Below are 22,335 nucleotides of genomic sequence, written 5' to 3' on the forward strand. Positions count from 1 at the left end.
TCAGGCGAAGGCCCGCGGCGTGAACGCGGCGTCGCGGGGCATCGCGGCGTCGGCCTCGGCGACCCGCCGCATCTCGTCGTGCAGCGGCGAGCGGGAGCAGGCCGGGTCGGTGTTCGCCGCGTCGCCGGTGAAGGCGAAGGCCTGGCAGCGACACCCGCCCCAGTCGACCTCCTTGCGCTCGCAGCCTCGGCACGGCTCGGGCATCCAGTCGGTTCCCCGGAAGGCGGTGAAGGCCGGCCCGTCCGCCCAGATCGCGGCGAGCGGACGCTCCCGCACGGTCTCGAAGCGGAGCGTCGGGATCGTCTCGGCCGCATGACACGGCAGGACGCGCCCGTTCGGCGTCACGTTGAGCCCGAAGCGCGCCCACCCGCCCATGCACGGCTTGGGGTAGCGGCCGAGATAGTCGGGCGGCACGTAGTCGATCACCATCGCGCCGGCGAGGCGGGTACGCGCATCGTCGACGATCCGCGACGCGCGAAGCGCCTGCTCGCGCGTCGGCATCAGCGCCGCGCGGTTGACGTAGGCCCAGCCGTGATACTGCGTGTTGGCTACCTCGAGGCGCTTGGCGCCGAGCCGCTCGGCCAGGGCGATGATCTCCGGCAGGTCGTCGAGGTTCTGCCGGTGCACGACCGCGTTCACCGTGAGCGGGACGCCCTCGGCGCGGATCCATTCGGCGACGCGCAGCTTCGTCTCGTGTCCGGAGCGGTAGCCGCCGATGCGGTTCGCCTGCGCCGCGTCCGCGCCCTGGATCGAGAGCTGGACGTGGTCGAGCCCGCGCTCCACCAGCGCCGCGACGCGCTCCGCCGTCAGCCCGACGCCGGAGGTGATGAGGTTGGTGTAGAGGTCGAGGGTGGAGGCGGCGGCGGTCAGCTCCTCGAGGTCGCGCCGCGCGGCCGGCTCGCCGCCGGAGAGGTGGAGGTGCAGGACGCCCATCTCCGCCGCCTGGCGAAAGACGTCGATCCACTCCTCGGTCGAGAGCTCCTCGTTGCGGCGCACCAGCTCCAGCGGGTTGGAACAGTAGGGGCACTTCAGCGGACAGCGGTGCGTCACCTCGGCGAGCATCGCCATCGGGATCGGGGCGGAGCTGGTCGGACCGGAGGCGTCCGTCGCATCGGCGCCGGCATCGGTGGCGGCCATCCTAGCGGACCTCGACCATGCGGCGGCCCGCGAGGTCGGCGACGAACGCGCCGACGTCGGCGAGGACCGTGTCGGGCGGGGCGCCGAAGTGGGCGGCAAGGTCCGCCGCGATCGCCTCGATGGAGCGCACCCCGTCGAGCTCGCCGAGGATGGCGACGCCGATAGGGTCGAGCTCGATCGCCCGCTCGGGCGCGAGGAGGAACGTCGCGCCGCGCACCTTGCAGGCCTTCAGCCGCACGCCGCGCGGAAGGTACGGCACCGCGGTCTGGTCCGCGGCGACGGCAGCGCTCATGAGCGCGCGGCCATGCCGAGCCCCGGCCGCCACGCCCCCGGGAAGGGGTTGCCGTTGACGTAGACGTGCTCGATCGCGTCGAGCTGGCACCACAGCATGCCGCACTTGAACTCCAGCGCCTGGAGCGCGGCGCGCTGGGTCTCCGGCGTGCGCGCGTGCGTCGTGACGTAGTCGAGCGCGAACTCGGCGTCGCGCGGGGCCTGGTCGAGCCGGTGGCCAAAGTAGCGCAGCACGCTCTCGTCGACGAAGTCGTAGTGCTGCAACATGCCCGAGACCCGCTCGGATATGATCTGCGGCGAGAACAGCTCGGTCAGCGACGAGGCGATAGCCTCCAGCAGGGTCTTCTGGCTGACGAAATTGACGTAGGCGTCGCAGGCGAAGCGCACGGCCGGCAGCGCCCCCTCCAGCGACATGACGTAGGCGCGATCGAGGCCCAGCCCGTCGGTGAGCGCCAGCCAGCGGCGCAGGCCCCCCTCCGGCGCGTCGCCGATCTCGCCGTCGTGGTCGACGATGCGCTGGCGCCAGACGCGGCGAAGCTCGACGTCGTCCATGCGCGCCAGGACGGCGGCGTCCTTGAACGGGATGATGCGCTGGTAGCAGTAGCGGTTGAGAGCCCAGGCGCGCACCTCGTCGATGCTGCACTGACCCGAATGCAGGCGCTTATGGAACGGATGGAGGTTGTGATAGCGCTCGGCGCCGATCCGGCGGAGGGCCGCGGCCAGCTCGTCGGGCGAAAGAATGTTCATAATATGAGCTCCATGCCGTCGTGGCCGATCTGCCAGCCCGCGGCCTCCGCTTCCTTGCGCTCCGGCCCGTCGCGCCAGAGCGGGTTCGTGTTGTTGAGGTGGACGAAGACCCGCCGCCCGACCGCGACGTCCTTCCACGCGGCGATGGAGCCGTCCGCGCCGGAGACGGACATGTGCCCCATGCGCTTGCCGGTCTTGGCGCCGACGCCCGCCCTGATCATCTCGTCGTCGACGAAGAGCGTGCCGTCGAAGAGGAGCGCGTCCGCGCCGTCGACACGGCGGCGCAGCTCCTCCGGCACGGCGGCGCAGCCGGGAATGTAGTGCAGCGTCGCACGGTCGTCGGACACGGCGACGCCCACGGTCTGCTCGCCGACGAGGTCGGTGACGACGGTCCCGGTCTCCATGAAGAGCGGAACCTTGCCGGGCACGGGATAGACGGAGACGGTGAGGCCGGGCAGCGCCTCGAACCTGTCACCGAGGGTGATCGGCCGTCGCGGGACGATGTCGCGGCCGAGCGCGTCGAACACAGGGTTCGCGGCGAGGACGTCGAGGATGCTCTCGGTGGCGTAGATCGTGAACGGCTGGCGCTCGCGCAGGGTGAGCAGGCCCGAGATGTGGTCGAGGTCGCCGTTGGTGAGGAGGACGGCGGCGATCGGGCTGTTGCGCAGCCCGGCGCCGTCGAGGCCGGGTCCGCCGACCCGCGGCTGAAGCTGCGGCAGGGCGAGGATCTGCGAGCGCAGGTCCGGCGAGGCGTTGATCAGCAGCCATCGCTCGCCGTCAGCGCTGACGGCGAGTGAGGATTGTGTCTGGGGCGGATGGATCGGCTCGCCGCGCCAGAAGCTCGCGCTATTGGGTGCGGCGCAGTTCCATTGCGGCAGGCCACCGCCAGCGGCGGCACCGACGACAAGAGCGTGCATCGCCTGTCCTCATCATCGGTGCGTCGGCTTACAGCGACTCTTGGCGATCGTCGTCGGCGGGGAGATAGCGGGTGACTTCCATCCCGCAGGTGATCTCTTTGATCTTCGGAGCAGTCCAAGCCATTTCGGCCTCCCTCGGTGTTTTCACCAAAGGAATAGAGAACGGAAATACAGTCCGACAAGCGTCCGGCCATGCGACAATGGTCGCAACAGTGCCCAGCACCTGGGCACCGCGTGCGGCCAATCGCATCAGCCGGGCCGGGCACGAACGCCTCCAACGAGACGGAATCGGCTCGTTTTCTCAGCGTATTGCAGTCCCAGGCGCGCCGCCCAATCGTGAGGCACACCTCCGACAGGGTCATGGCTGTCATCGATGTGGGCATGGATGTCGATCGACGCCATTCTTCGACGGTCGCAACCGTTGCGTTAGGATACGACCAACGTCGCATTTCAGGGTGTTACCGCACAGGCTGATACTTCTGGACGCATTTGAAGCCCACGACGCGACAGGATGGCGGAGGACATGGATGGCATTCGATTCGATGACCGAACGGTCCCACCGCCCCGTGTCGCAGCCTTAATTCCAAAGCCACGGGCGGCGATGACGGGTTCGCCGTGGCCGCATCGGTGTCCGCCCCATGACCATCATGCCTACGACTGAGCTGACGCCCGCACACGCCACATTCTCCTCGGCGCTCATCGTCGAGGACCATCCGTTGTTCTGCGACGCGCTCGCGATGACGCTGCAGGCCGCATGCGGGATCACCGTCGTCGCGACCGCCGACCGACTCGACCAGGCCGTCGCCCTGATCGACAACGGCGTCGACGCCGACATCATCGTCCTCGACCTCCAGCTGCCTGATATCGAAGGTCTCGAAGGCCTCGCGCGGCTGAAGGCCCGCGCCCCGCGGACGCCGGTCCTCATCGTCTCGTCGGTGACGGACGCGCGGGTGATCGCCTCGGCGATCAGGATGGGCGCGGTGGGCTACGTGCCGAAGCACAGCCCGCGCGACATCTTCCGCCAGGCGTTCGACGCGATCGGCCGCGGCGAGCCCTACTTTCCGGAGGAGCCCCTCCTCCTCGCCCAGACCGCCGCGCACAAGGCCGACGGGATCGCCGCCAAGCTGTCCAGTCTGACGCGCCAGCAGGGCCGGATCCTCGACCTGATGTGCGAGGGCAAGCTGAACAAGCAGATCGCCTACGACCTGTCGATCGCCGAGACCACGGTGAAGGCGCACGTCACCGCGATCATGCGCAAGCTCGGCGTGCAGAACCGAACCCAGGCCGTCCTCCTCGCCCGTGAGGCGGGACACGCGCTCCACTTGCATGAAGGGCCGGACAAAGCTTAGGCTTGAGCAAAAGATAAAACTCAAAGTCTGAGTAGAGGAAACCCCCGTGGACGCGGCCATTGGTCCGTCGATCAGGGAACGGTCTGTCCGCCGGGCGCACATCTCGTGCGATGTCCCGGACCCGGTGGCTTGTCTGCGAAGCCGGCTCGGGCAGGGTCCGTTTGCACTGGTCGCGCTATTTGTCTCTCCGCGATCCGACTTCGAGCGGGTCGTCCACGACGCCAAGGCGGCCTTCGGGGCCGCGGAGGTGATCGCGTGCACAACCGCCGGCGAGATCGCCGACGGCGGCTACACCGAAGGCACCATCGTCGCCGTCGGCTTTCCGAGCACCGACTTCGCGGCCAAGGTCGTCGTCGTGCCGGACCTTTCGGACTTCGCGCACCACAGCCTGGTCGACCAGATCACCACCACGCGCGCCGAGCTCGCCCGCGAGTTCCCCATGTTCGGCGAGGAGTTCGGCTTCCTGATGGTCGACGGCCTGTCGCGCATGGAGGACCAGCTCACCGCCACCCTCGCCATGGGCCTCGGCGCGACGCCGATCTTCGGCGGCTCGGCCGGCGACGGGGCGAACTTCCGCAAGACGCTGGTCTCCGCCTCCGGGCGCACGCTGCGCAACGCCGCCGTCGTCGCGCTGGTGCGCACATGCTGCCGCGTGAAGGTCTTCAAGACCGACCATCTCCGCCCCACCGACACGCGGATGGTCGTCACCGAGGCCGACCCCGAGCGCCGCCTCGTGCGCGAGATCAACGCCGAGCCGGCGGCGCGAGAGTACGCCCGGATCCTCGGCCTCGACCCGGAGCAGCTCACAACCTTCACGTTTGCGGCGCATCCAGTGGTTGTCCGGATGGGCGGGCAGCACTATGTCCGCGCCATACAGAAGGTCACCGACACGGGCGAACTGATCTTCTTCTGCGCCATCGACGAGGGCCTCGTGCTGACACTGGCCGACGCGAAACCGATGGTCGAACACCTCGCCGGCGCGCTGGACGCTCTGGCGGTCCACGGCCGGCCGGCCGTGATTCTGGCGGCGGACTGCATCCTGCGCCGCAAGGAGGCGGAGGAGAAGCAGCTCACCGGCGCCATCTCCGCCCTGCTCTCCTCGCACAGCGTCGTCGGCTTCTCGACCTACGGGGAGCAGGTCAACGGGCTGCACGTCAATCAGACCCTGACCGGGGTCGCGATCTACCCGCCGGCCGCGCCATGATCCAGACCAGCCTCGACCCGCAGGCGCCGCTGGAGCAGCGTTACGAGAAGCTGCTGAAGATCACCAGCGCCCTCATGCGCCGCGTGGAGCAGTCGACGGCTGGAAGCGGCGCCGCCTACGCCCAGTTCGAGCGTTCGGCGCGGCTCGAGAAGGAGGTCCGCGCCAGGACCAGCGACCTCAACAGGGCGCTCGACCTCCTCAACGACTCCAACGCCCGCCTCGCCAAGGCGACCGAGACGGCGCGCCGGGCGCAGACCGACCTCGCCAACGCCATCGAGACCGTGAAGGAGGGCTTCGGCCTCTTCGATTCGGACGACCGGCTGGTGATGTACAACAGCCGCTTCTGCGCCACGATCGGCGACGTGAAGAGCCGCCTCGTCACCGGCCTCTCGTTCGACGAGTACGTCGACCTCATCGCCGCCAGCACGCACCTCGCCCTTCCCCCGGGCGAAACGAAGCAGACCTGGGCCGCCAACCGCCGCGCCCGGCACAAGGACGAGCACGTAAACTTCTCCGTCCGCCTCGCCGGGGAGCGCTGGATCCAGGTGAGCGAGCACCGCACCTCCGCCGGCGGCACCGTCATCCTTCAGACCGATGTCTCCGACATCATCCGGATCGAGCGGCGCGAACGGGAGCGGCTGCTCGACGATCAGGCACGCATCATCCACGCCACGCTCGAGCACATCAGCCAGGGCGTCGCCATCTTCGACGCCAAGGCCCGGCTCGTCGGCTGGAACACGCACGTGAGCGAGCTTCTGGCGATCCCCATCACCCGGCTGTGGCTCGGCGCCCCGTTCACCACCGTCTTCGCGGGTATGCTGGAGAACGCGCCCGGCGCGCGGGGCGGCAGCCTCGACCCGCTGCACCGCTGGGCGTACGACGCCGAGCCGGGCCCCGGCGTCACCTTCGACGCGCGCTGCGGCCCCCTCACCCTCTCGGTCTCCGCCCGGTCGATGCCGGACCACGGCTTCGTGGTCTCCTTCTCGGACGTGACCGCCGAGCGCGAGGCGGTGCGCGTCACCACCGAGGCGAACGAGATCCTGGAGCGGCGCGTCGCCGAACGCACCGCCGAGCTCTCCGAGGCCGTCGCCGCGGCCGAGCGCGCCAACGCCACGAAGTCCCGCTTCGTCGCCGCGGCGAGCCACGACCTCCTGCAGCCCCTGTCGGCCGCGAAGCTCTACCTCTCCGCGCTGGAGGCGGACCCCGCGTCGGTCAGCGTGCGCGACGTCGCGCGCAAGGCGCAGGGCGCCCTCGGCAGCGTCGAGGCGATCCTCGACGCGCTGCTGGAGATGTCGCGCCTCGAATCGGGCGCCACCACGCTCGAGATCGCCGACGTCTCCCTCTCCGCGCTGATGCGCCAGCTCGCCGACGAGTTCGGCCCGCTCGCCGCGCGCAAGGGCCTCGACCTGCGGGTGATCCCGTCCTCCGGCGTGATCCGGACCGACGCGAAGACCTTCCGCCGCGTCCTGCAGAACCTCATCGCCAACGCGGTGAAGTACACGGTATCGGGCCGCGTCCTGATCGGCGCGCGCCGCTGCGGGCCGCTCTGGCGGGTCGAGGTCCACGACACCGGCCCGGGCATCCCCGCCTCGCAGCGCGAGAACGTCTTCAAGGAGTTCCGCCGCCTCAACGCGACGGCGAGCGCCAGCGAGGGGATGGGCCTCGGCCTCGCCATCGTCGAGCGGGCCTGCAATCTCCTGCGCCACCGCCTCGATCTCCACTCGGTGGAGGGGCGCGGCACCTGTTTCGCCGTCAGCGCCTACGCCGCGGCGGCGGGCGTGCAGCCGGTGGACAAGGACCAGCACGGCGACTTCGTGTGCGACTCGGAGCTTTCGGGCCGCGTGGCGCTGCTGATCGACCCGCAGGTCGCCACCCGCGAGGCGCTCACCGCGCTGATGGAGTGCTGGGGCCTCACCACGCTGGAAGCGGCCTCCGGCGAGGAGGCCGAAGCGCTGCTGGAGGAGATCGGCATCGTGCCGGACGCGGTGCTCGTCGCCTCCCGCCACACCGAGGCGCGGGCGGCGATCCAGACCATCCGGCAGCTTCGCGACCTCGCCGGGCCGGTCCCGGCGTGCCTCATCACGTCGGACCGCTCCCGCGCCAACCAGGACGCCTGCGCCGCCGAGGGCATCGTCTTCATCGCCAAGCCGATCGACCCGGCGGCGATCCTCACCGCGCTCTGCAGCGACCTGCCGGACAAGCTCAAGGTCGCCTGAGCCGCCGGCGCCGGATTCCAGCCGTCACGATGCGACCGCACGGAGGCTCATCCCCCGTGCGGTCATCGCCAGGTAACGTGTGTGATGGATGCACGCGTGGGTTCGGCCACCCCGCAACGGTGCGCGACCGCGCGGGGTTCGGGCCACAACCCTACGCGATAAACAGCCAGTCGCCGTGACCGTGGTCCGCGGCGCCTTGCAGTGTGAGCGTGCCCGTCCCGGTGTCCAGCACCAGGTCCCCGCGCGTCACGACAAGCCGGTCCGCCGCCTCCGACGCGCTGAGATCGAGATCGGCGATGTCGATCCGGTCGCCCTCGCGCGGATCGAAGTCCACGACGACGTCATGGCCGCGACCGGCGTCGAAGACGTCCGCGCCCGGACCGCCGCGGTAGACGTCGTCGCCGCGCCCGCCGATCAATGTGTCGGCGCCGAGGCCGCCATTGAGACGGTCGTGCCCGCCGCCACCGTCCAGAAGGTCTTTCCCCCCGCCGCCGCAGAGGACGTCGCGCCCGGTCCAGCCGTCGAGGCGGTCGTTGCCCGATCCGCCCCCCAGGGTGTCGTTGCCGCGGCCGCCCATCAGCACGTCCCGCCCGTCCGAGCCGGACAGCCAATCGTGGCCCGGGCCGCCGACGAGGCGGTCGTCGGCCGCGCGCGCGATCAGCACGTCGTTGCCGCCGAGGCCCTTCAGCACGGTGACGCCGTTGACGCCGATCAGCGTGTCGCCGCCGGCGGTCCCCTTCGCGACGACCACGTCGGTCGCGGCGCGATAGTGCGTCACAACCCCGTCGAGCGTCGCGGGGCCGCCGTAGAGGTGGCGGAGCGCGGCGACGTCGAAGGGCCGGTACGCCTCCTGCGGCGCCTCCATCCGGTTGTAGCTCATGACGGTGTGGGCCGAATCGTCGAGGCCGGTGTCCAGCCTCGGGGCGCCTTCGTGCGGGTGCTTCAGGCCCAGCGCGTGCCCCAGTTCGTGCAGCAGGATCTCGAAGCCCCACGCACCTGGGGAAAAGTCCGTCATGGTGTCGCCCATGAGGAGGCTGCCGCGGGAGTTGGGCGAGCCGGTGGACACGGAGGGATAATGCGCCCAGGACCAGCCGCTCCCGTCGGTGATGTACTCGACGCTGATCATCGGATCGGCGTCCGCGTCCACCTCGACGAAGCGCACCCCCGCCGCCGTCTCCGCCGCCGTGACGCCCGCGTGCATCCCTGCGACCAGCGCCGTGTCGGCCACGGCCCGCTGGATTCCGGCGCCCTTCTCGGGCGCGAATGCGTAGGTGACGATGGCTGGCGAACCGATATCGGCCATGCCGTTGAAGCGGGCCTGCCCCCCGGCGAGGATGGCCTTCCAGGGCTCGGCCGGCTGAGGCGCTCCGGCGCCCTCCGGCAAAAAGCTGCCGGAATCCCGCGACGGCGAGCCGCGCCCGACCGATTTCGCTTCACTGATGGTACGCACTACTCTATACCCCATCCACACACACAGACGAGGGTGGTCGCCCCGCGGCGACGCCAACGCTGAACTTTTGCTCCACCGCACAGATGACAAGCGTCGACGCGGTCTCTAAATGCGACTGGTTAGGTACCCACAGGCGTTCGCATGCAAACCGTCATCATAGTCATCCATCTCATGATCGTGATCGCGCTCATCGCGGTCATCCTCATTCAGCGGTCGGAAGGCGGCGCGCTCGGCATCGGCGGCGGTGGCGGCGGTGCCATGTTCTCCGCTCGCGGCAGCGCCAACCTGCTGACGCGTGCCACGACCATCCTCGCGGCCATATTCTTCGTGACGTCACTTGCGCTGGCCTTGCTCGCCAAGCAGCAGTCGGGCGCGCCGTCGATCCTCGATCTGACGGGCGAGGAAGCCGCTCCCGCAGCCGGTTCCGCGCTCCCCGGCATCCCGGCCGACGGACCGAGCCTCCTCGACCAGCTCAATACCGAGTTCGGGTCCACGACCCCGGCCCCGCCGTCGGACGACACGTCGGCACCGGCCCGTTCGACCCCCGCGGCACCGGCCGCTCCGGAGGTCCCCTCGGGCAACTGATGTGAATTGCGGCGCGCGTGCCCGTCCCGGACGATGACAATCCGGACGGGCCGCGTTAAGCGTCGGTGCGGAACAAAGGATCCGCCGATGCTGCACACGCGCGCCGACGTCACCCCGCCCGCACCTGCACCGGCTGCCCTCGCACCACTCGCGCGGGCGCTTTCTGTTTCCGCCCCCTCCCGCCGCCCCGCGGCATTCCCAGCTTCGACCGAGGTTTGACGTGACGCGCTACGTCTTCATCACGGGCGGCGTGGTCTCTTCGCTCGGCAAGGGCCTCGCCTCAGCAGCGCTTGGCGCACTTCTCCAGGCACGTGGCTTCAAGGTCCGCCTGCGCAAGCTCGACCCCTACCTCAACGTCGATCCGGGCACGATGAGCCCCTATCAGCACGGCGAGGTCTTCGTGACGGACGACGGCGCCGAGACCGATCTCGACCTCGGCCACTACGAGCGGTTCACCGGCCGTCCCGCCAACAAGCAGGACAACATCACCACCGGGCGCATCTACCAGGACATCATCGCCAAGGAGCGCCGCGGCGACTACCTCGGCGGCACCGTCCAGGTGATCCCGCACGTCACCGACGCCATCAAGCAGTTCGTGCTGGACGACAACGACGGCTACGACTTCGTGCTGGTGGAGATCGGCGGCACCGTCGGCGACATCGAGGGCCTGCCTTTCTTCGAGGCGATCCGCCAGCTCGGCACCGAGCTGCCGCGCGGACAGTGCCTCTACATCCACCTCACGCTGATGCCGTGGATCGCCTCTGCGGGCGAGCTCAAGACCAAGCCGACCCAGCACTCGGTGAAGGAGCTGCGCTCCATCGGCATCCAGCCCGACATCCTGCTGGTGCGCTGCGACAGGCCGATCCCGCCGTCCGAGCGGCGCAAGCTCGCCCTCTTCTGCTCGGTGCGCGAGACGAGCGTCATCCCGGCGCTCGACGTGTCGACGATCTACGACGTGCCGATCGCCTACCACAACGAAGGCCTGGACGACGAAGTCCTCGACATCTTCGGGATCGACGCGCCGGCGCCGCAGCTCACCGGCTGGGCCGAGATCTCCAAGCGCGTGCGCAACCCGGAGGGCGAGGTCACCATCGCCGTCGTGGGCAAGTACACCGACCTGAAGGACGCTTATAAGTCCCTCATCGAGGCCCTCACCCACGGCGGCATCGCCAACAACGTGAAGGTCAACCTCGACTGGATCGAGTCCGAGATCTTCGAGACCGAGACGCCCGCGGCGCACCTTGAAGGGGTCCACGGCATCCTCGTCCCGGGCGGGTTCGGCGAGCGCGGCGCAGAGGGCAAGATCGCCGCGGCCGGCTTCGCGCGGCGTCACAAGGTGCCGTACTTCGGCATCTGCTTCGGCATGCAGATGGCCGTCATCGAGGCGGCGCGTCACATGGCCGGCATCGAGGCCGCGAGCTCGACCGAGTTCGGCCCCTGCTCCGAGCCCGTCGTCGGCCTGCTGACGGAGTGGCTGCGCGGCAACGAGCTGGAGCGGCGCCTGGAGGGCGGCGACCTCGGCGGCACGATGCGCCTCGGCGCCTATCCGGCGGACCTCGCGGACGACACGCTGATCTCGAAGGTCTACGGCGCGACGCGGATCGAGGAGCGCCACCGCCACCGCTACGAGGTGAACATGGCCTACCGCCAGCGCCTCGAGGCCGTCGGCATGCGCTTCTCCGGCACCTCCCCCGACGGGGTGCTGCCGGAGACGGTGGAGCTGATCGACCACCCGTGGTTCATCGGCGTCCAGTTTCACCCCGAGCTGAAGTCCCGCCCGTTCGAGCCGCACCCGCTGTTCGCGGGCTTCGTCGCCGCCGCGGTCGAGCAGTCGCGCCTGGTCTAGTCCCGTCTGGTCTAGTTCCGGCAGCGCCCGCCGCGCCGGCCGGACCGAAGGCGGCCGCCCCACCGGGCGGCCGCCTTTTTCATGTCGTCGGACGGGGCGCGGCCCGCCACCCACGACCCCGTCCGGAACGCCCGGAGGGGGTCGGCGACGGTTCAACGCGTGCGGCTCTTCCAGCTGCAGACGCTCTTGCCCTTCGGACATTTCTTCTTGTTGAGCGTCGAAGCGCCCACGTCGTCGGGATCCGATATCTTCTCGGTGAATTCTCGCGGCCCCCACGGGCCGCCCGCGTCGCCATCGCGCACGGTGCGGGTCAGCCCGCTCGACGGACCCGGGCCAGTTGTCTGAACTGTCGACGATATTTCGTGGTCATACGCCGCGCTGGCCGCCGAGGCGACCAGCAGACAACAGAAAATAACGAGACCCAAGCTAGAGCGGAGCGCCATATAACCTCCATCAAAAATTATAAAATATTGCGATACAGCAAGACATAACTGAGTATTGGGGCGCCAACAACATATCAACGTCGCTGAATTCGGGTAATTTTGTTTCGCGGCACACTCTGCCGACGGACCGCCGCCCCCGCGCTATTCCGGACCGTCGAGCATCACAGTCTTGTCGTCGGCGAGGCTGGCGGTGCGCGAGCGTGTGGAACGGCTTCCCGGAAGGGCCAGCGCGAGGCCGAAGGTGAGGATCCCGACGCGGCCCGCGGCCATCAGCACGATGATCACCACCTTGCCGACGTCCGACAGGTCTCCGGTGATCCCCAGCGACAGGCCGACCGTGCCGAGCGCCGAGATCGCCTCGAAGAGCAGCGCCTCGAACGCCTTGTGCACGTCGCTGTGCGCCAGGACCAGCAGACCCGTCAGCAGCAGGCCGCAGTAGAACACCAGCGCCGCCGCCGCCGAACGCACCGTGCGCAGCGGCACCTCGCGGCCCAGGACGATCACCTCGTCCCGCCGCCTGAGCACCGCCGAGACGATGCCCCAAAGGACTGCGAACGTCGTCGTCTTGAGGCCGCCGCCGGTGCCCGACGGCGAGGCGCCGACGATCATCAGCAGCATCAGCACGACGATCGCCCCCATCCCGAGCGAGTTGATCGGCACCGTGTTGAAGCCGACCGTCGTCGAGGCGCTCATCGCCTGGAAGAAGGCCGCCAGCGCCCGCTCGTCCCACGGCCGCGCCACCAGCGTCTCGTCGGTGAAGAGGATCACGAGGAACGCCACCGAGACGATTGCCAGCGTGAAGAACAGGATCGTCCGGCTCGTCTCGCCGAGCCGCCGCTCCTGACCCGACAGCGCGCGCCACATGTCCGACACCACGATGAAGCCGATCGCGCCCGACAGCGACAGCAGCGACACCACCACATTGACGCCGACATTGCCGACATACGCCTCCAGCCCGTTGGGATTGAGGCTGAAGCCGGCGGTGCAGAAGGCGGAGACGGCATGGAAGATCGCGCTCCAGAGGGCGTTGTCGTCCCCCGCCCCGGCGAAGAGATAGTAGAGCGCGGCGGCGCCCAGCAGTTCGACGGTCAGGGTGAAGACGACCACCGCGCGCAGGAAGCCGGGCACCGAGATCTCCGGCGGGAGGTCGAACGCCGCCCGCACCGTCCTCTGCCGCCCACGGCTCAGCTTCTGCCGCAGCGCCAGGACGAGGTAGGACGAGAAGGTCATGTACCCGAGGCCGCCCACCTGGAAGAGCGCCAGGATGACGATCTCCCCGGCGAGATTGTAGCTCGAGCCCGGGTCCACCGTGACGAGGCCGGTGGTCGAGACCGCGGAGGTCGCGATGAACAGGTTGTCGAGCGGCGCCACCGGCGCGTTCTGCAGGAACGGCAGCGACAGGAGCACGAAGCCGAGGGCCATGTAGCTCGAATAGCCGACGAGCAGGAGCCGCGCCGTCGACATGCGGTTCAGTCGCGACAGGACCGCCGTCGCGATCCGACGATGCATCGGTTTGAAGGGGGGCATGAAGGTCAACCAAGCAACAGGCACATAAAGTGCCTCTTTTGTGTAGGATGACCCCGAACGAACCAACGGCGGTCCCGTTCCATCGCCCCGCACCACGGGGCCGGGACGGGCGCCGACTCGGAGAGCGAATGTCGACGAACCTCACCATCAATCCAGAGCGACTCTGGGACACCTTGATGGACACCGCCCGCTTCGGCGCCACCCCCAAGGGCGGCGTGAAGCGCCTCACCCTCTCCGACGAGGACAAGCTGGTTCGCGAGTGGTTCACCAGCGCGTGCGAAGCGGCCGGCCTCACCGTCGCCGTGGACCAGATGGGCAACATGTTCGCCACCCGCCCCGGCGCCAACCCCGACGCGCTGCCGATCGCCGTCGGCTCGCACCTCGACACGCAGCCCGCCGGCGGCAAGTTCGACGGCATCCTCGGCGTGCTGGGGGGCCTCGAAGCCATCCGCACCCTCAACGACGCGGGCTACGAGACCAGTCGCCCCATCACGCTCATCAACTGGACCAACGAGGAAGGCGCCCGCTACGCCCCCGCGATGTCCGGCTCCGGCGTCTATTCCGGCGAGATCGGCTACGACGACATGATGGCCCGGCCCGACCGCGACGGCATCAGGTTCGGCGACGAGCTGAAGCGCATCGGCTATGCCGGCGCCGAGACGGTGGGCGCGCGCCGCTTCGCCGCCTTCGTCGAGCTCCACATCGAGCAGGGGCCGATCCTGGAGGCCGAGGGCAAGACCATCGGCGTCGTCGAGGGCGGCCAGGGCATCTACTGGTTCGACGGGACCGTGACGGGCCGTGACAGTCACGCCGGCACCACCCCCATGACCCACCGCCGCGACGCGATGATGGCTCTCGCCGAGGCGGCCCTCGCGGTCGAGGCCATCGCGCTCGAGAATGCCCCCGCCGCGGTCGGCACCATGGGCGAGGTCGCCGTGCTGCCCGGCTCGCGCAACACCATCCCTGGCCTTGCCACCTTCCTCGGAGAGCTGCGCCACCCGGACGGCGGCACCCTCACCGCCATGGCCGAGGCCCTCGACGCCAGGATCGCCGAGATCAACGCCCGCCGCAGCCCGGTCGAGATCGTCCTCACCCGCAAGTGGCGCAAGGACCCGGTCGCGTTCGACAAGCGCATCGTCGACGCCGTGCGGGGCGCCGCCGAGAAGCACGGCTACTCCAACAGGCCGATGATCTCCGGCGCGGGCCACGACGCCTACTACGTCGCCGACACCTGCCCCACCGGGATGATCTTCATCCCCTGCTGGGAAGGCATCAGCCACAACGAGGAGGAGAGCGCGACCCAGTCAGACTGTGCCGCCGGGACCCAGGTGATCCTCGACACGCTGCTGAAGCTCGACCAGACCCTCTAGCGCGCCCTCCGGTCCGCCGGCGACGGCGGACGACCCGAAACCGACCTCCCAGACCCGGAGTGCGTCCGGCCGATCCGCATCGGACGGACGCCCTCCAGCCGCAGCCGATCCCCCCGCCCGACGCGCCCCGGCCACCCCGCCGCACGCTGCGACATTGAACTCGGGGCCCGCGGGGGGTACTTCGCTCGCGACCATGCCAGGTGACGAATGACTGATCTCGCCCCCGAACGCGCCGCCGACCTCGCCGCGGTGCCCCTCGCCCGTGCCTACCTCACCGGTGACGCCGACCCCGTCGCCGTGACGGAAGTCCTCCTCGAGCGCATCGCCGATGACGACAATGCCGTCTTCATCTCGACGGCCGCCGAACGCGCCCTGCGCGAGGCGCGCTCCGCCAAGGCCCGGTACGATGCCGGCCGGCCCGCCTCCTCGCTCGACGGCGTGCCCGTCGCCTGGAAGGACCTCTTCGACATGGCGGGCGAGGTGACCACCGCCGGCTCGAACCTCCTTCGCAACGCCACCCCGGCCGAGGAGGACAGCCCCGTCGTCGCCTTCCTCGCCTCCGCGGGCATGGTCGCGCTCGGCAAGACGAACCTCACCGAGTTCGCCTTCTCCGGCCTCGGCCTCAACCCGCACTACGGCACGCCCGCCAATCCGCACGACAAGGACACGCCCCGCATTCCCGGCGGCTCGTCCTCGGGCTCGGCGGTCGCGGTCGCGTCCGGCCTCGCCACCACCGCCATCGGCTCGGACACCGGCGGCTCGGTGCGCATCCCCGCCGCGGTAAACGGCCTCGTCGGCTACAAGTCCTCCGAAGGGCGCATCACCAAGGAGAAGGTGGTCCCGCTGTCGGTGACCCTCGACACCGTCGGCCCCATCGCCAGGACGGTCGAGGACTGCGTCCACCTCGACGCCGCGCTGCGCGGCGTCGCGCCCACCATCCGCCGGGGCAACGTCGCCGGGATGCGCCTCATCGTGTGCGAGACGCTGTGGCTCGACGACTGTGAGGAGGTCGTCACCGACGCCTTCGAGAAGGCGATCAAGCGGCTCGAGCAGGCCGGCGTCACGGTCGAGACGCGCAACATCCCGCAGGTCGCGGAAGCCGCGCGCATCGGCGCCGAACACGGCACCATCACCGCCGCCGAGGCCTACGCCTACCACCGCGAGAGCGTCGAGGGCGCCGACGTGGAGGAGATGGACGGCCGTGTCGTATCGCGCATCCTGCGCGGCAAGACCATGACCGCACAGGACCTCCTCGCCAACCAGACCGCCCGCGTGACCCTCTCGCGCCAGCTCGGCCAGGAGATGGAGGACGCCTTCATCGTCGGTCCGACGGTCCCGCACGTCGCCCCGGAGATCGCGCCGCTCGACGCGGACTGGGAGGTGTTCAACCGCGTCAACCTCAAGACGCTGCGCAACACGATGACCGGCAACTTCCTCAACATGCCCGGCGTCGCGATGCCGATGGCGAGCACGTCGTCGCTGCCCGTCAGCTTCCTCCTGAACGCCAAGAGCAACGACGACGACCGCCTCCTCTCCGCCGCTCTCGCGATCGAGCACATCGTCCGCGGCGAGTAAGGGCACGCTGGGGGTGCGGGCGGCGGGCACACCGCTCGCCGCCCGTTATCGCCCCGGCCCCTCCGGCGCGGCGCTCCGGCCCGCGCCGGGCGGCACCGGACCGTCCCCGGCCAGCGCCTCGGTCAGGATGGCGATGAGGAAGTCGACGAACGCCGCCACGCGCGGCGCCCGCCGCCGGCCCTCCGGATAGAGCACCGTCACCGGCGTCGGCGTCGGCGCCCAGTCGGCGAGGATCTCCACCAGCGCCCCGCTGCGCAGCAGCGGCACGAGACGGTAGCGCGGCATCTGGCCGATACCCCAGCCGAGCCGCACCGCCTCCACGAGCGTCGCCGCGCCGTCGACGCTGACGCGCTGCGGCAGCAGCATCTCCCGCCGCTCCTCCCCCTTCACGAACTCCAGCGGCATCGGCGCGCCCGTCAGCGACGAGACGAAGCTCACCATCTCGAACCCGTCGAGATCGTCCGGGTGCGCCGGCGTCCTGCGCCCGGCCAGATAGCCGGGACTCGCGAAGGTCCCCTCCGCCAGCACGCCCACCCGCCGACCCACCAGCGACGAGGCGGTGAGGTCGCCGGCGCGCACCACGCAGTCGATCCCCTCGCGCACCAGATCGACCATCCGGTCCCCCTCGCCGATGTGGAGGCGGATGCCGGGGTGGCGCCTCAGGAATTCCGGCAGTCGCGGCAGGATCGCCGCGCGCAGCATGTCGCCGTGGGCGTGGAAACGGATGAAGCCTTCGAGGTCGCGGGAGGCGATCTCGGTCTCCGCCTCCTCGACGTCGCCGAGGATCGCGATGCAGCGGCGGTAGTAGGCTTCGCCCTCCGGCGTCGGGCGGACGACGCGTGTGGTCCGGTCGAGGCAGCGAACGCCGAGGCGATGCTCCAGCCCCTTCACCGCTTCCGTCACGGTGGCGCGGGACAGGCCGAGGTCCTCCGCGGCGCGCGCGAAGCTCTGGCGCTCGACGACGCGGACGAACACGGCCATGGCATCCAGGCGATCCATATGTTCGGAATATACGAATAGTGCATTCGCCACTATTCGCTTTTCGGAAACTCGAAGCCGGCCCATATCCGGCCCAGCGCACAGGAGACTGCAATGACCGAGACTGCCAAGGTCGCGATCGTCACCGGTGGGTCCCGCGGGATCGGGGCCGCCATCTCGAAGAGGCTCGGCCACGACGGGTTCGCCGTCGCGGTCAACTACTCCGGCAACGCGGAGGCCGCGGGCGAGGTCGTCGACGCGATCACCGCCGCCGGCGGCAAGGCGGTCGCCATCCAGGCCGACGTGACCGATCCCGCCGCCGTCGTGCGGCTCTTCGACGAGACGGAGAAGGCGTTCGGCCCCGTCGGCGTCCTCGTCAACAACGCCGGCGTGATGCGCCTCTCGCCGATCGCCGAGACGGACGACGCGGCGCTCGACCGCCACCTCGCGGTCAACGTGCGGGGCCCCTTCTTCGCGCTGCGCGAGGCGGCGCGGCGGATGGGCCCGGGCGGGCGCATCGTCAACCTGTCGACCAGCGTGCTCGGCAAGTACCAGCCGACCTACGGCGTCTACGCGGCGACGAAGGGCGCCATCGAGGCGCTCTCGAAGGTGATGGCGAACGAGATGCGCGGCCGCGAGATCACCGTCAACGTCATCGCCCCCGGCCCCACCGGCACAGACCTCTTCCTCGACGGCAAGAGCGAGGAGCTGATCGCGGCCATCGCCAAGCAGGCGCCGATGGAGCGGATCGGCACGCCGGACGAGATCGCCGACGCGGTCGCCTTCCTCGCCGGCCCGGACGGCCGCTGGGTCAACGGCCAGGTGCTGCGGGTCAACGGCGGCCTCGTCTGACCGCCGCCGAAACGAAAAACGCCGCCCCGAGGGGCGGCGTTCTCCTTGGATGGGATCGGCGGGCCGATCAGTTGAAGGACTGATCCTCCAGCCCCGCGATCTGGTCGTCGTTCGCCAGCAGCGGCGTAATGCGACGGACCGTGACGCGGCGGTTGATGCGGCTGTCGCCGGCAGTGTCCTCCTTCAGGAACTGCTCGCCGAAGCCCTGCGTGACGAGGTTCTCCGGCGGGATCTCGAAGTACTCGGTCAGGATCTGCGCCACGCTCTCGGCACGGGCATCCGACAGGGTAAGGTTCGATTCGGCCGAGCCGACCGCGTCCGTGTGGCCCTCGATCAGGAAGACCTCGGAGGGGTTCGCGTTGACCGCCTCCTCGATGGCAACGCCAAGCGTCTCGAGGCTGCCGATCTCGCTGTCGTCGATGTCCGCCGAGCCGGTGCGGAACGTGATCGTGTCCACGTCGATCCGCGGCATCAGCGCGCGCAGGTCCTCGTTGTAGAGCACCTGGTTCAGCGTGTAGGCGCGGTCGAGCTGCTGGACCGGTTCGGCGGTCACGGTGTCGTAGACCACCTGCACCGGGGCGCGCGACGGCTCCACGATGTACCGGTCGTACGGGATGCCGACGTTCACCGGGCCGACGTCCACGTCGAGGCTCGAGTCGTCGCCCCACCAGACCGGCATGTTGTTGAACAGCGTGACCGACTGGCCGCCCGGCAGGACGCGGTAGCGGCGGATCGGAACACCGTAGTTGTCGATCACCGTCACGACGCGGCTGCCGTCCTCACGGATGACGACCGATTCGGTCCAGCCGTTGTTGAGGTCGCGGACGTTGTAGTTGTCCGCGCGCCAGTAGAAGCGCTCCGGGTACTCGTCGACGATCAGCGGGCGGCCATCGACCACGTAGGTGGTGCGGCCCTGGGTCGTGGCGGCGACGATGGCGGCACCGGCGAAGACGCCCAGACCGGCCCAGGCCGCACGTTCCCAGTTGTTGTTGCGACGATAGTCACGCTCCCAGTCGCGATAGCGGTCGCGGCGGCGCTCCTCCTCGCGGACCCAGTCGCGACGCTCGTCACGACGATCCTGGCGGATCTCGCGGCGGATTTCCTCGCGGCGATCGCGGATGGCAGCGGCGCGCTGCTCCTCTCGGCGATCGCGGCGGCGGGCTTCCTCGCGGTTTTCCTGACGCTGCTCGCGGGCGATCTCCTGCCGGCGCTCCTCGCGGAGACGCTGACGGCGATCCTGATCGCGGTTCGCCTGCTCGGTGCGACGGTCGCGCTCCATGCGCTGACGCAGGGACTCGCGATCGCCACCGTTGGCGCGGTTCTCACGGGCGGCGGCGCGGCGCTGCTCCTGAGCCTCGTTGGCCTGACGGTTCTCGCGGCGCTGCTGGTTGTTCTCCTGCTGGCGCTGCTCGCGGGCGTTCTCGCGGCGCTGCTCCTGCTCCCGATTGGCCTCGCGGTTCTCGCGGCGCTGCTGGTTGTTCTCCTGCTGGCGCTGCTCGCGTGCGGCCTCGCGGCGCTGCTCCTGAGCCTGATTGGCCTCGCGGTTCTCGCGGCGCTGCTGGTTGCTTTCCTGCTGGCGCTGCTCGCGGGCGGCCTCGCGGCGCTGCTCCTGGGCCCTGTCGGCCTGGCGCTGCTGCTGCGTGTCCGCCTGACGCTGCCTCTGCGCCTCGGCCTGACGCTGCTTCTGCGCCTCCGCCTGACGCTGCTTCTGCGCCTCGGCCTGGCGCTGCTTCTGCGCCTCAGCCTGGCGCTGCTTCTGCGCCTCGGCCTGGCGCTGCTTCTGCGCCTCGGCCTGACGCTGCTTCTGCGCCTCGGCCTGACGCTGCTTCTGCGCCTCGGCCTGGCGCTGCTTCTGCGCCTCGGCCTGACGCTGCTTCTGCGCCTCGGCCTGACGCTGCTTCTGCGCCTCGGCCTGACGCTGCTTCTGCGCCTCGGCCTGACGCTGCTTCTGCGCGTCGGCCTGGCGCTGCTTCTGGGCGTCGGCCTGACGCTGCTTCTGCGCGTCGGCCTGGCGCTGCTGCTTCTGCTGCTCGGCCTGGCGCTGCTTCTTCGCTTCCGCCTGGCGCTGCTGCTTCTTCTGGTCGTTCTGCTGCGCCTGGTTCTTCTTCTGCCGCTCCTCGCGAGCCTTGGCGCGGCGCTCTTCCTGCTTCTGGTCCTGCTGCGCGACCACGATCGGCTCGCCGGCAAACACACCGGAATCGCCCGGAACGGCGGTGCCGTTCCAGTCCTGCACGGTGAGCGTGTTGAGATCAGCGGCGCTCGGCCTGCCGATGTCCGCTGCCGCCGGGACGGGACTCGCTGCCATCGCAGCGATCACCGCCCAGCTCGTCATTTGTCGCATGCTGCCTTCCTCTCGGCTTACGTCCAGCCGGAATGAACCTTCCGGTGTGTATATGACCTGAACGCACCGCTGCCGAGAGTAGTTCAGCCCGGAATCGTCAAGTGTGGATCACGCGGCCGTACGCATCGAGGACGCTCTCGTGCATCATCTCCGAGAGAGTCGGATGCGGGAACACGGCGTCGATCAGCTCTTGTTCCGTGGTCTCGAGGTTCATCGCGACCACGAAACCTTGGATCAGCTCGGTCACTTCTGCACCACACATGTGCGCGCCTAAAAGTTGACCAGTCTTGGCATCGAACACCGTCTTCACGAAGCCATCCGGCTCGCCGAGCGCGATCGCCTTGCCGTTGCCGATGAAGGGGAACCGGCCGACACGGACCTCGTAGCCCGCGTCCTTGGCCTTCGCCTCGGTCAGGCCGACGGAGGCGACCTGCGGGTGGCAGTAGGTGCAGCCGGGGATCTTCAGCTTGTCCATCACATGCGGCTTTTTGCCCGCGATGGCCTCCACGCAGATCACGCCTTCGTGTTCCGCCTTGTGCGCCAGCATGGGCGGGCCGGCGACGTCACCGATGGCGTAGATGCCCTTCACGTTGGTGCGGCCGTACTCGTCGATGACGACGCAGCCACGATCGGTCTTCACGCCGAGCGCCTCGAGCCCGAGGTCCTCGATGTTACCGACGACGCCGACGGCGGAGATGACCTTGTCCACCTCGATCGTCTCGGTCTTGCCGCCGACCTCGACCTTGGCCTTCAGTGTCTTGCCCTTCTCGATGCCGGCGACCTTGGCCGACGTCATGATCTTCAGCCCCTGCTTCTCGAGCTGCTTGCGGGCGAGCTTGGCGATCTCGACGTCCTCGACCGGCAGGATCTGGTCCATCACCTCGACGACGGTGACCTCGGACCCCATCGAGTTGAAGAACGAGGCGAACTCGATGCCGATGGCGCCGGAGCCGACGACCAGAAGCCGCTTGGGAAGCTCCTTCGGGACCATCGCCTCGAAGTAGGTCCAGATGTTCTCCTTGTCCGGCTCCAGGCCCGGCAGGGCGCGCGGGCGGGCGCCGGTCGCGACGATGATGTGCTTGGCCTCGTACGTGCCGCCGCCCTTGGCGCCCTTCGGCGCGTCGTCGGCGGCCACGACGTCGACCTTGCCGGGACCGGTGATCTTGGCCGTGCCCCAGATGACGTCGACCTTGTTCTTCTTCAGCAGGAAGCCGACACCGGTGTTGAGCTGCTTGGACACCCCGCGCGAGCGCTCCACCACCTTCGACATGTCGAAGGAGAACTCCTTGGCCGACAGGCCGAAGTCCTTGGCGTGCTTGAAGTGGTCGTACACCTCGGCCGACCGCAGCAGGGCCTTGGTCGGGATGCAGCCCCAGTTGAGGCAGATGCCGCCGAGGTGCTTCTTCTCCACGACCGCCGTCTTGAGGCCGAGCTGCGCGGAGCGGATGGCGGTGACGTAACCGCCGGGGCCGGAGCCGATGATGAGGACGTCGTAGGAGTCGGCCAT

The 22,335-nt window shown here is 69.4% G+C and carries 17 protein-coding genes and 1 pseudogene; 8 read left to right on the plus strand and 10 right to left on the minus strand.

Translation table 11 applies throughout. The features are described 5' to 3' along the window. From pqqE to pqqA, 4 genes and pseudogenes are all read right to left on the minus strand, one after another. Positions 1 to 1,068 carry a pyrroloquinoline quinone biosynthesis protein PqqE gene (pqqE, locus tag DLJ53_RS21300; protein WP_280525520.1) on the minus strand — a complete coding sequence of 356 codons (1,068 nt, stop codon included), beginning with the start codon at positions 1,066 to 1,068 and terminating at the stop codon, positions 1 to 3. A gap of 70 nt (positions 1,069 to 1,138) precedes the next feature. Next, positions 1,139 to 2,175, minus strand: a pseudogene (pqqC, locus tag DLJ53_RS21310) (pyrroloquinoline-quinone synthase PqqC). Next, on the minus strand, positions 2,172 to 3,092 hold the full coding sequence (gene pqqB, locus DLJ53_RS21315) for a pyrroloquinoline quinone biosynthesis protein PqqB (protein WP_111348938.1): 921 nt from the start codon (positions 3,090 to 3,092) through the stop codon (positions 2,172 to 2,174). Before pqqB ends, pqqC begins: the two are co-directional and overlap by 4 nt. Positions 3,093 to 3,120: 28 nt before the next feature. Further along, positions 3,121 to 3,216, minus strand: coding sequence for a pyrroloquinoline quinone precursor peptide PqqA (gene pqqA / locus DLJ53_RS21320; protein WP_111348940.1), 96 nt, complete (start codon positions 3,214 to 3,216; stop codon positions 3,121 to 3,123). 514 nt (positions 3,217 to 3,730) lie between these two features. On the opposite strand from pqqA, the gene DLJ53_RS21325 reads away from it, so the two are divergent. The 3 genes from DLJ53_RS21325 to DLJ53_RS21335 are packed head-to-tail and all read left to right on the plus strand — an operon-like array spanning position 3,731 to position 7,861. Next, positions 3,731 to 4,441, plus strand: a complete 711-nt coding sequence (locus tag DLJ53_RS21325; protein ID WP_211100635.1) for a response regulator transcription factor — start codon at positions 3,731 to 3,733, stop codon at positions 4,439 to 4,441. Positions 4,442 to 4,487: 46 nt separating this feature from the next. Further along, the gene (locus DLJ53_RS21330) at positions 4,488 to 5,645 is read left to right on the plus strand and encodes an FIST N-terminal domain-containing protein (RefSeq protein ID WP_111348942.1); all 1,158 of its coding nucleotides are present in this window, start codon (positions 4,488 to 4,490) and stop codon (positions 5,643 to 5,645) included. Further along, positions 5,642 to 7,861: a hybrid sensor histidine kinase/response regulator gene (locus DLJ53_RS21335; RefSeq protein ID WP_111348944.1), complete on the plus strand. Its 2,220-nt coding sequence runs from the start codon at positions 5,642 to 5,644 to the stop codon at positions 7,859 to 7,861. The genes DLJ53_RS21330 and DLJ53_RS21335 overlap by 4 nt, the downstream gene beginning before the upstream one ends. 151 nt (positions 7,862 to 8,012) lie before the next feature. Here the strand turns inward: DLJ53_RS21335 and DLJ53_RS21340 are convergent, their stop codons facing one another. Next, positions 8,013 to 9,311 (minus strand): hypothetical protein, encoded by a 1,299-nt coding sequence (locus DLJ53_RS21340; RefSeq protein ID WP_162409445.1) that lies wholly within the window; start codon positions 9,309 to 9,311, stop codon positions 8,013 to 8,015. Between the two features lie 141 nt (positions 9,312 to 9,452). Between DLJ53_RS21340 and secG the strand changes: the two genes are divergently transcribed. Continuing rightward, the gene (gene secG / locus DLJ53_RS21345) at positions 9,453 to 9,896 is read left to right on the plus strand and encodes a preprotein translocase subunit SecG (protein ID WP_111348948.1); all 444 of its coding nucleotides are present in this window, start codon (positions 9,453 to 9,455) and stop codon (positions 9,894 to 9,896) included. Between the two features lie 220 nt (positions 9,897 to 10,116). Next, positions 10,117 to 11,742, plus strand: a complete 1,626-nt coding sequence (locus DLJ53_RS21350; RefSeq protein ID WP_111348950.1) for a CTP synthase — start codon at positions 10,117 to 10,119, stop codon at positions 11,740 to 11,742. Positions 11,743 to 11,894: 152 nt separating this feature from the next. Here the strand turns inward: DLJ53_RS21350 and DLJ53_RS34815 are convergent, their stop codons facing one another. Then, a complete protein-coding gene (locus tag DLJ53_RS34815; protein WP_146620052.1) occupies positions 11,895 to 12,185 on the minus strand; it encodes a hypothetical protein in 291 nt (96 codons plus the stop codon). A gap of 141 nt (positions 12,186 to 12,326) precedes the next feature. Continuing rightward, the gene (locus DLJ53_RS21355) at positions 12,327 to 13,712 is read right to left on the minus strand and encodes a TrkH family potassium uptake protein (RefSeq protein WP_211100637.1); all 1,386 of its coding nucleotides are present in this window, start codon (positions 13,710 to 13,712) and stop codon (positions 12,327 to 12,329) included. A 128-nt stretch (positions 13,713 to 13,840) separates the two neighbouring features. Between DLJ53_RS21355 and DLJ53_RS21360 the strand changes: the two genes are divergently transcribed. Further along, entirely contained in the window at positions 13,841 to 15,082 is a 1,242-nt protein-coding gene (locus DLJ53_RS21360) for a Zn-dependent hydrolase (protein ID WP_111348951.1), read from the plus strand. A 207-nt stretch (positions 15,083 to 15,289) separates the two neighbouring features. Continuing rightward, entirely contained in the window at positions 15,290 to 16,657 is a 1,368-nt protein-coding gene (locus DLJ53_RS21365; protein WP_111348953.1) for an amidase, read from the plus strand. A gap of 45 nt (positions 16,658 to 16,702) precedes the next feature. Here DLJ53_RS21365 and DLJ53_RS21370 read toward each other — a convergent pair whose 3' ends face one another. After that, positions 16,703 to 17,638, minus strand: coding sequence for a LysR family transcriptional regulator (locus DLJ53_RS21370; protein ID WP_202913269.1), 936 nt, complete (start codon positions 17,636 to 17,638; stop codon positions 16,703 to 16,705). A 111-nt stretch (positions 17,639 to 17,749) separates the two neighbouring features. Here DLJ53_RS21370 and DLJ53_RS21375 point away from each other — a divergent pair, with 111 nt between their 5' ends. Further along, positions 17,750 to 18,487: an SDR family oxidoreductase gene (locus DLJ53_RS21375; protein ID WP_111348957.1), complete on the plus strand. Its 738-nt coding sequence runs from the start codon at positions 17,750 to 17,752 to the stop codon at positions 18,485 to 18,487. Positions 18,488 to 18,554: 67 nt separating this feature from the next. Here DLJ53_RS21375 and DLJ53_RS21380 read toward each other — a convergent pair whose 3' ends face one another. Continuing rightward, a complete protein-coding gene (locus tag DLJ53_RS21380; protein WP_146620053.1) occupies positions 18,555 to 20,828 on the minus strand; it encodes a hypothetical protein in 2,274 nt (757 codons plus the stop codon). Between the two features lie 97 nt (positions 20,829 to 20,925). Beyond that, positions 20,926 to 22,335: a dihydrolipoyl dehydrogenase gene (lpdA, locus tag DLJ53_RS21385; RefSeq protein ID WP_111348961.1), complete on the minus strand. Its 1,410-nt coding sequence runs from the start codon at positions 22,333 to 22,335 to the stop codon at positions 20,926 to 20,928.

This window comes from Acuticoccus sediminis (assembly GCF_003258595.1).
Lineage (GTDB): Bacteria > Pseudomonadota > Alphaproteobacteria > Rhizobiales > Amorphaceae > Acuticoccus > Acuticoccus sediminis.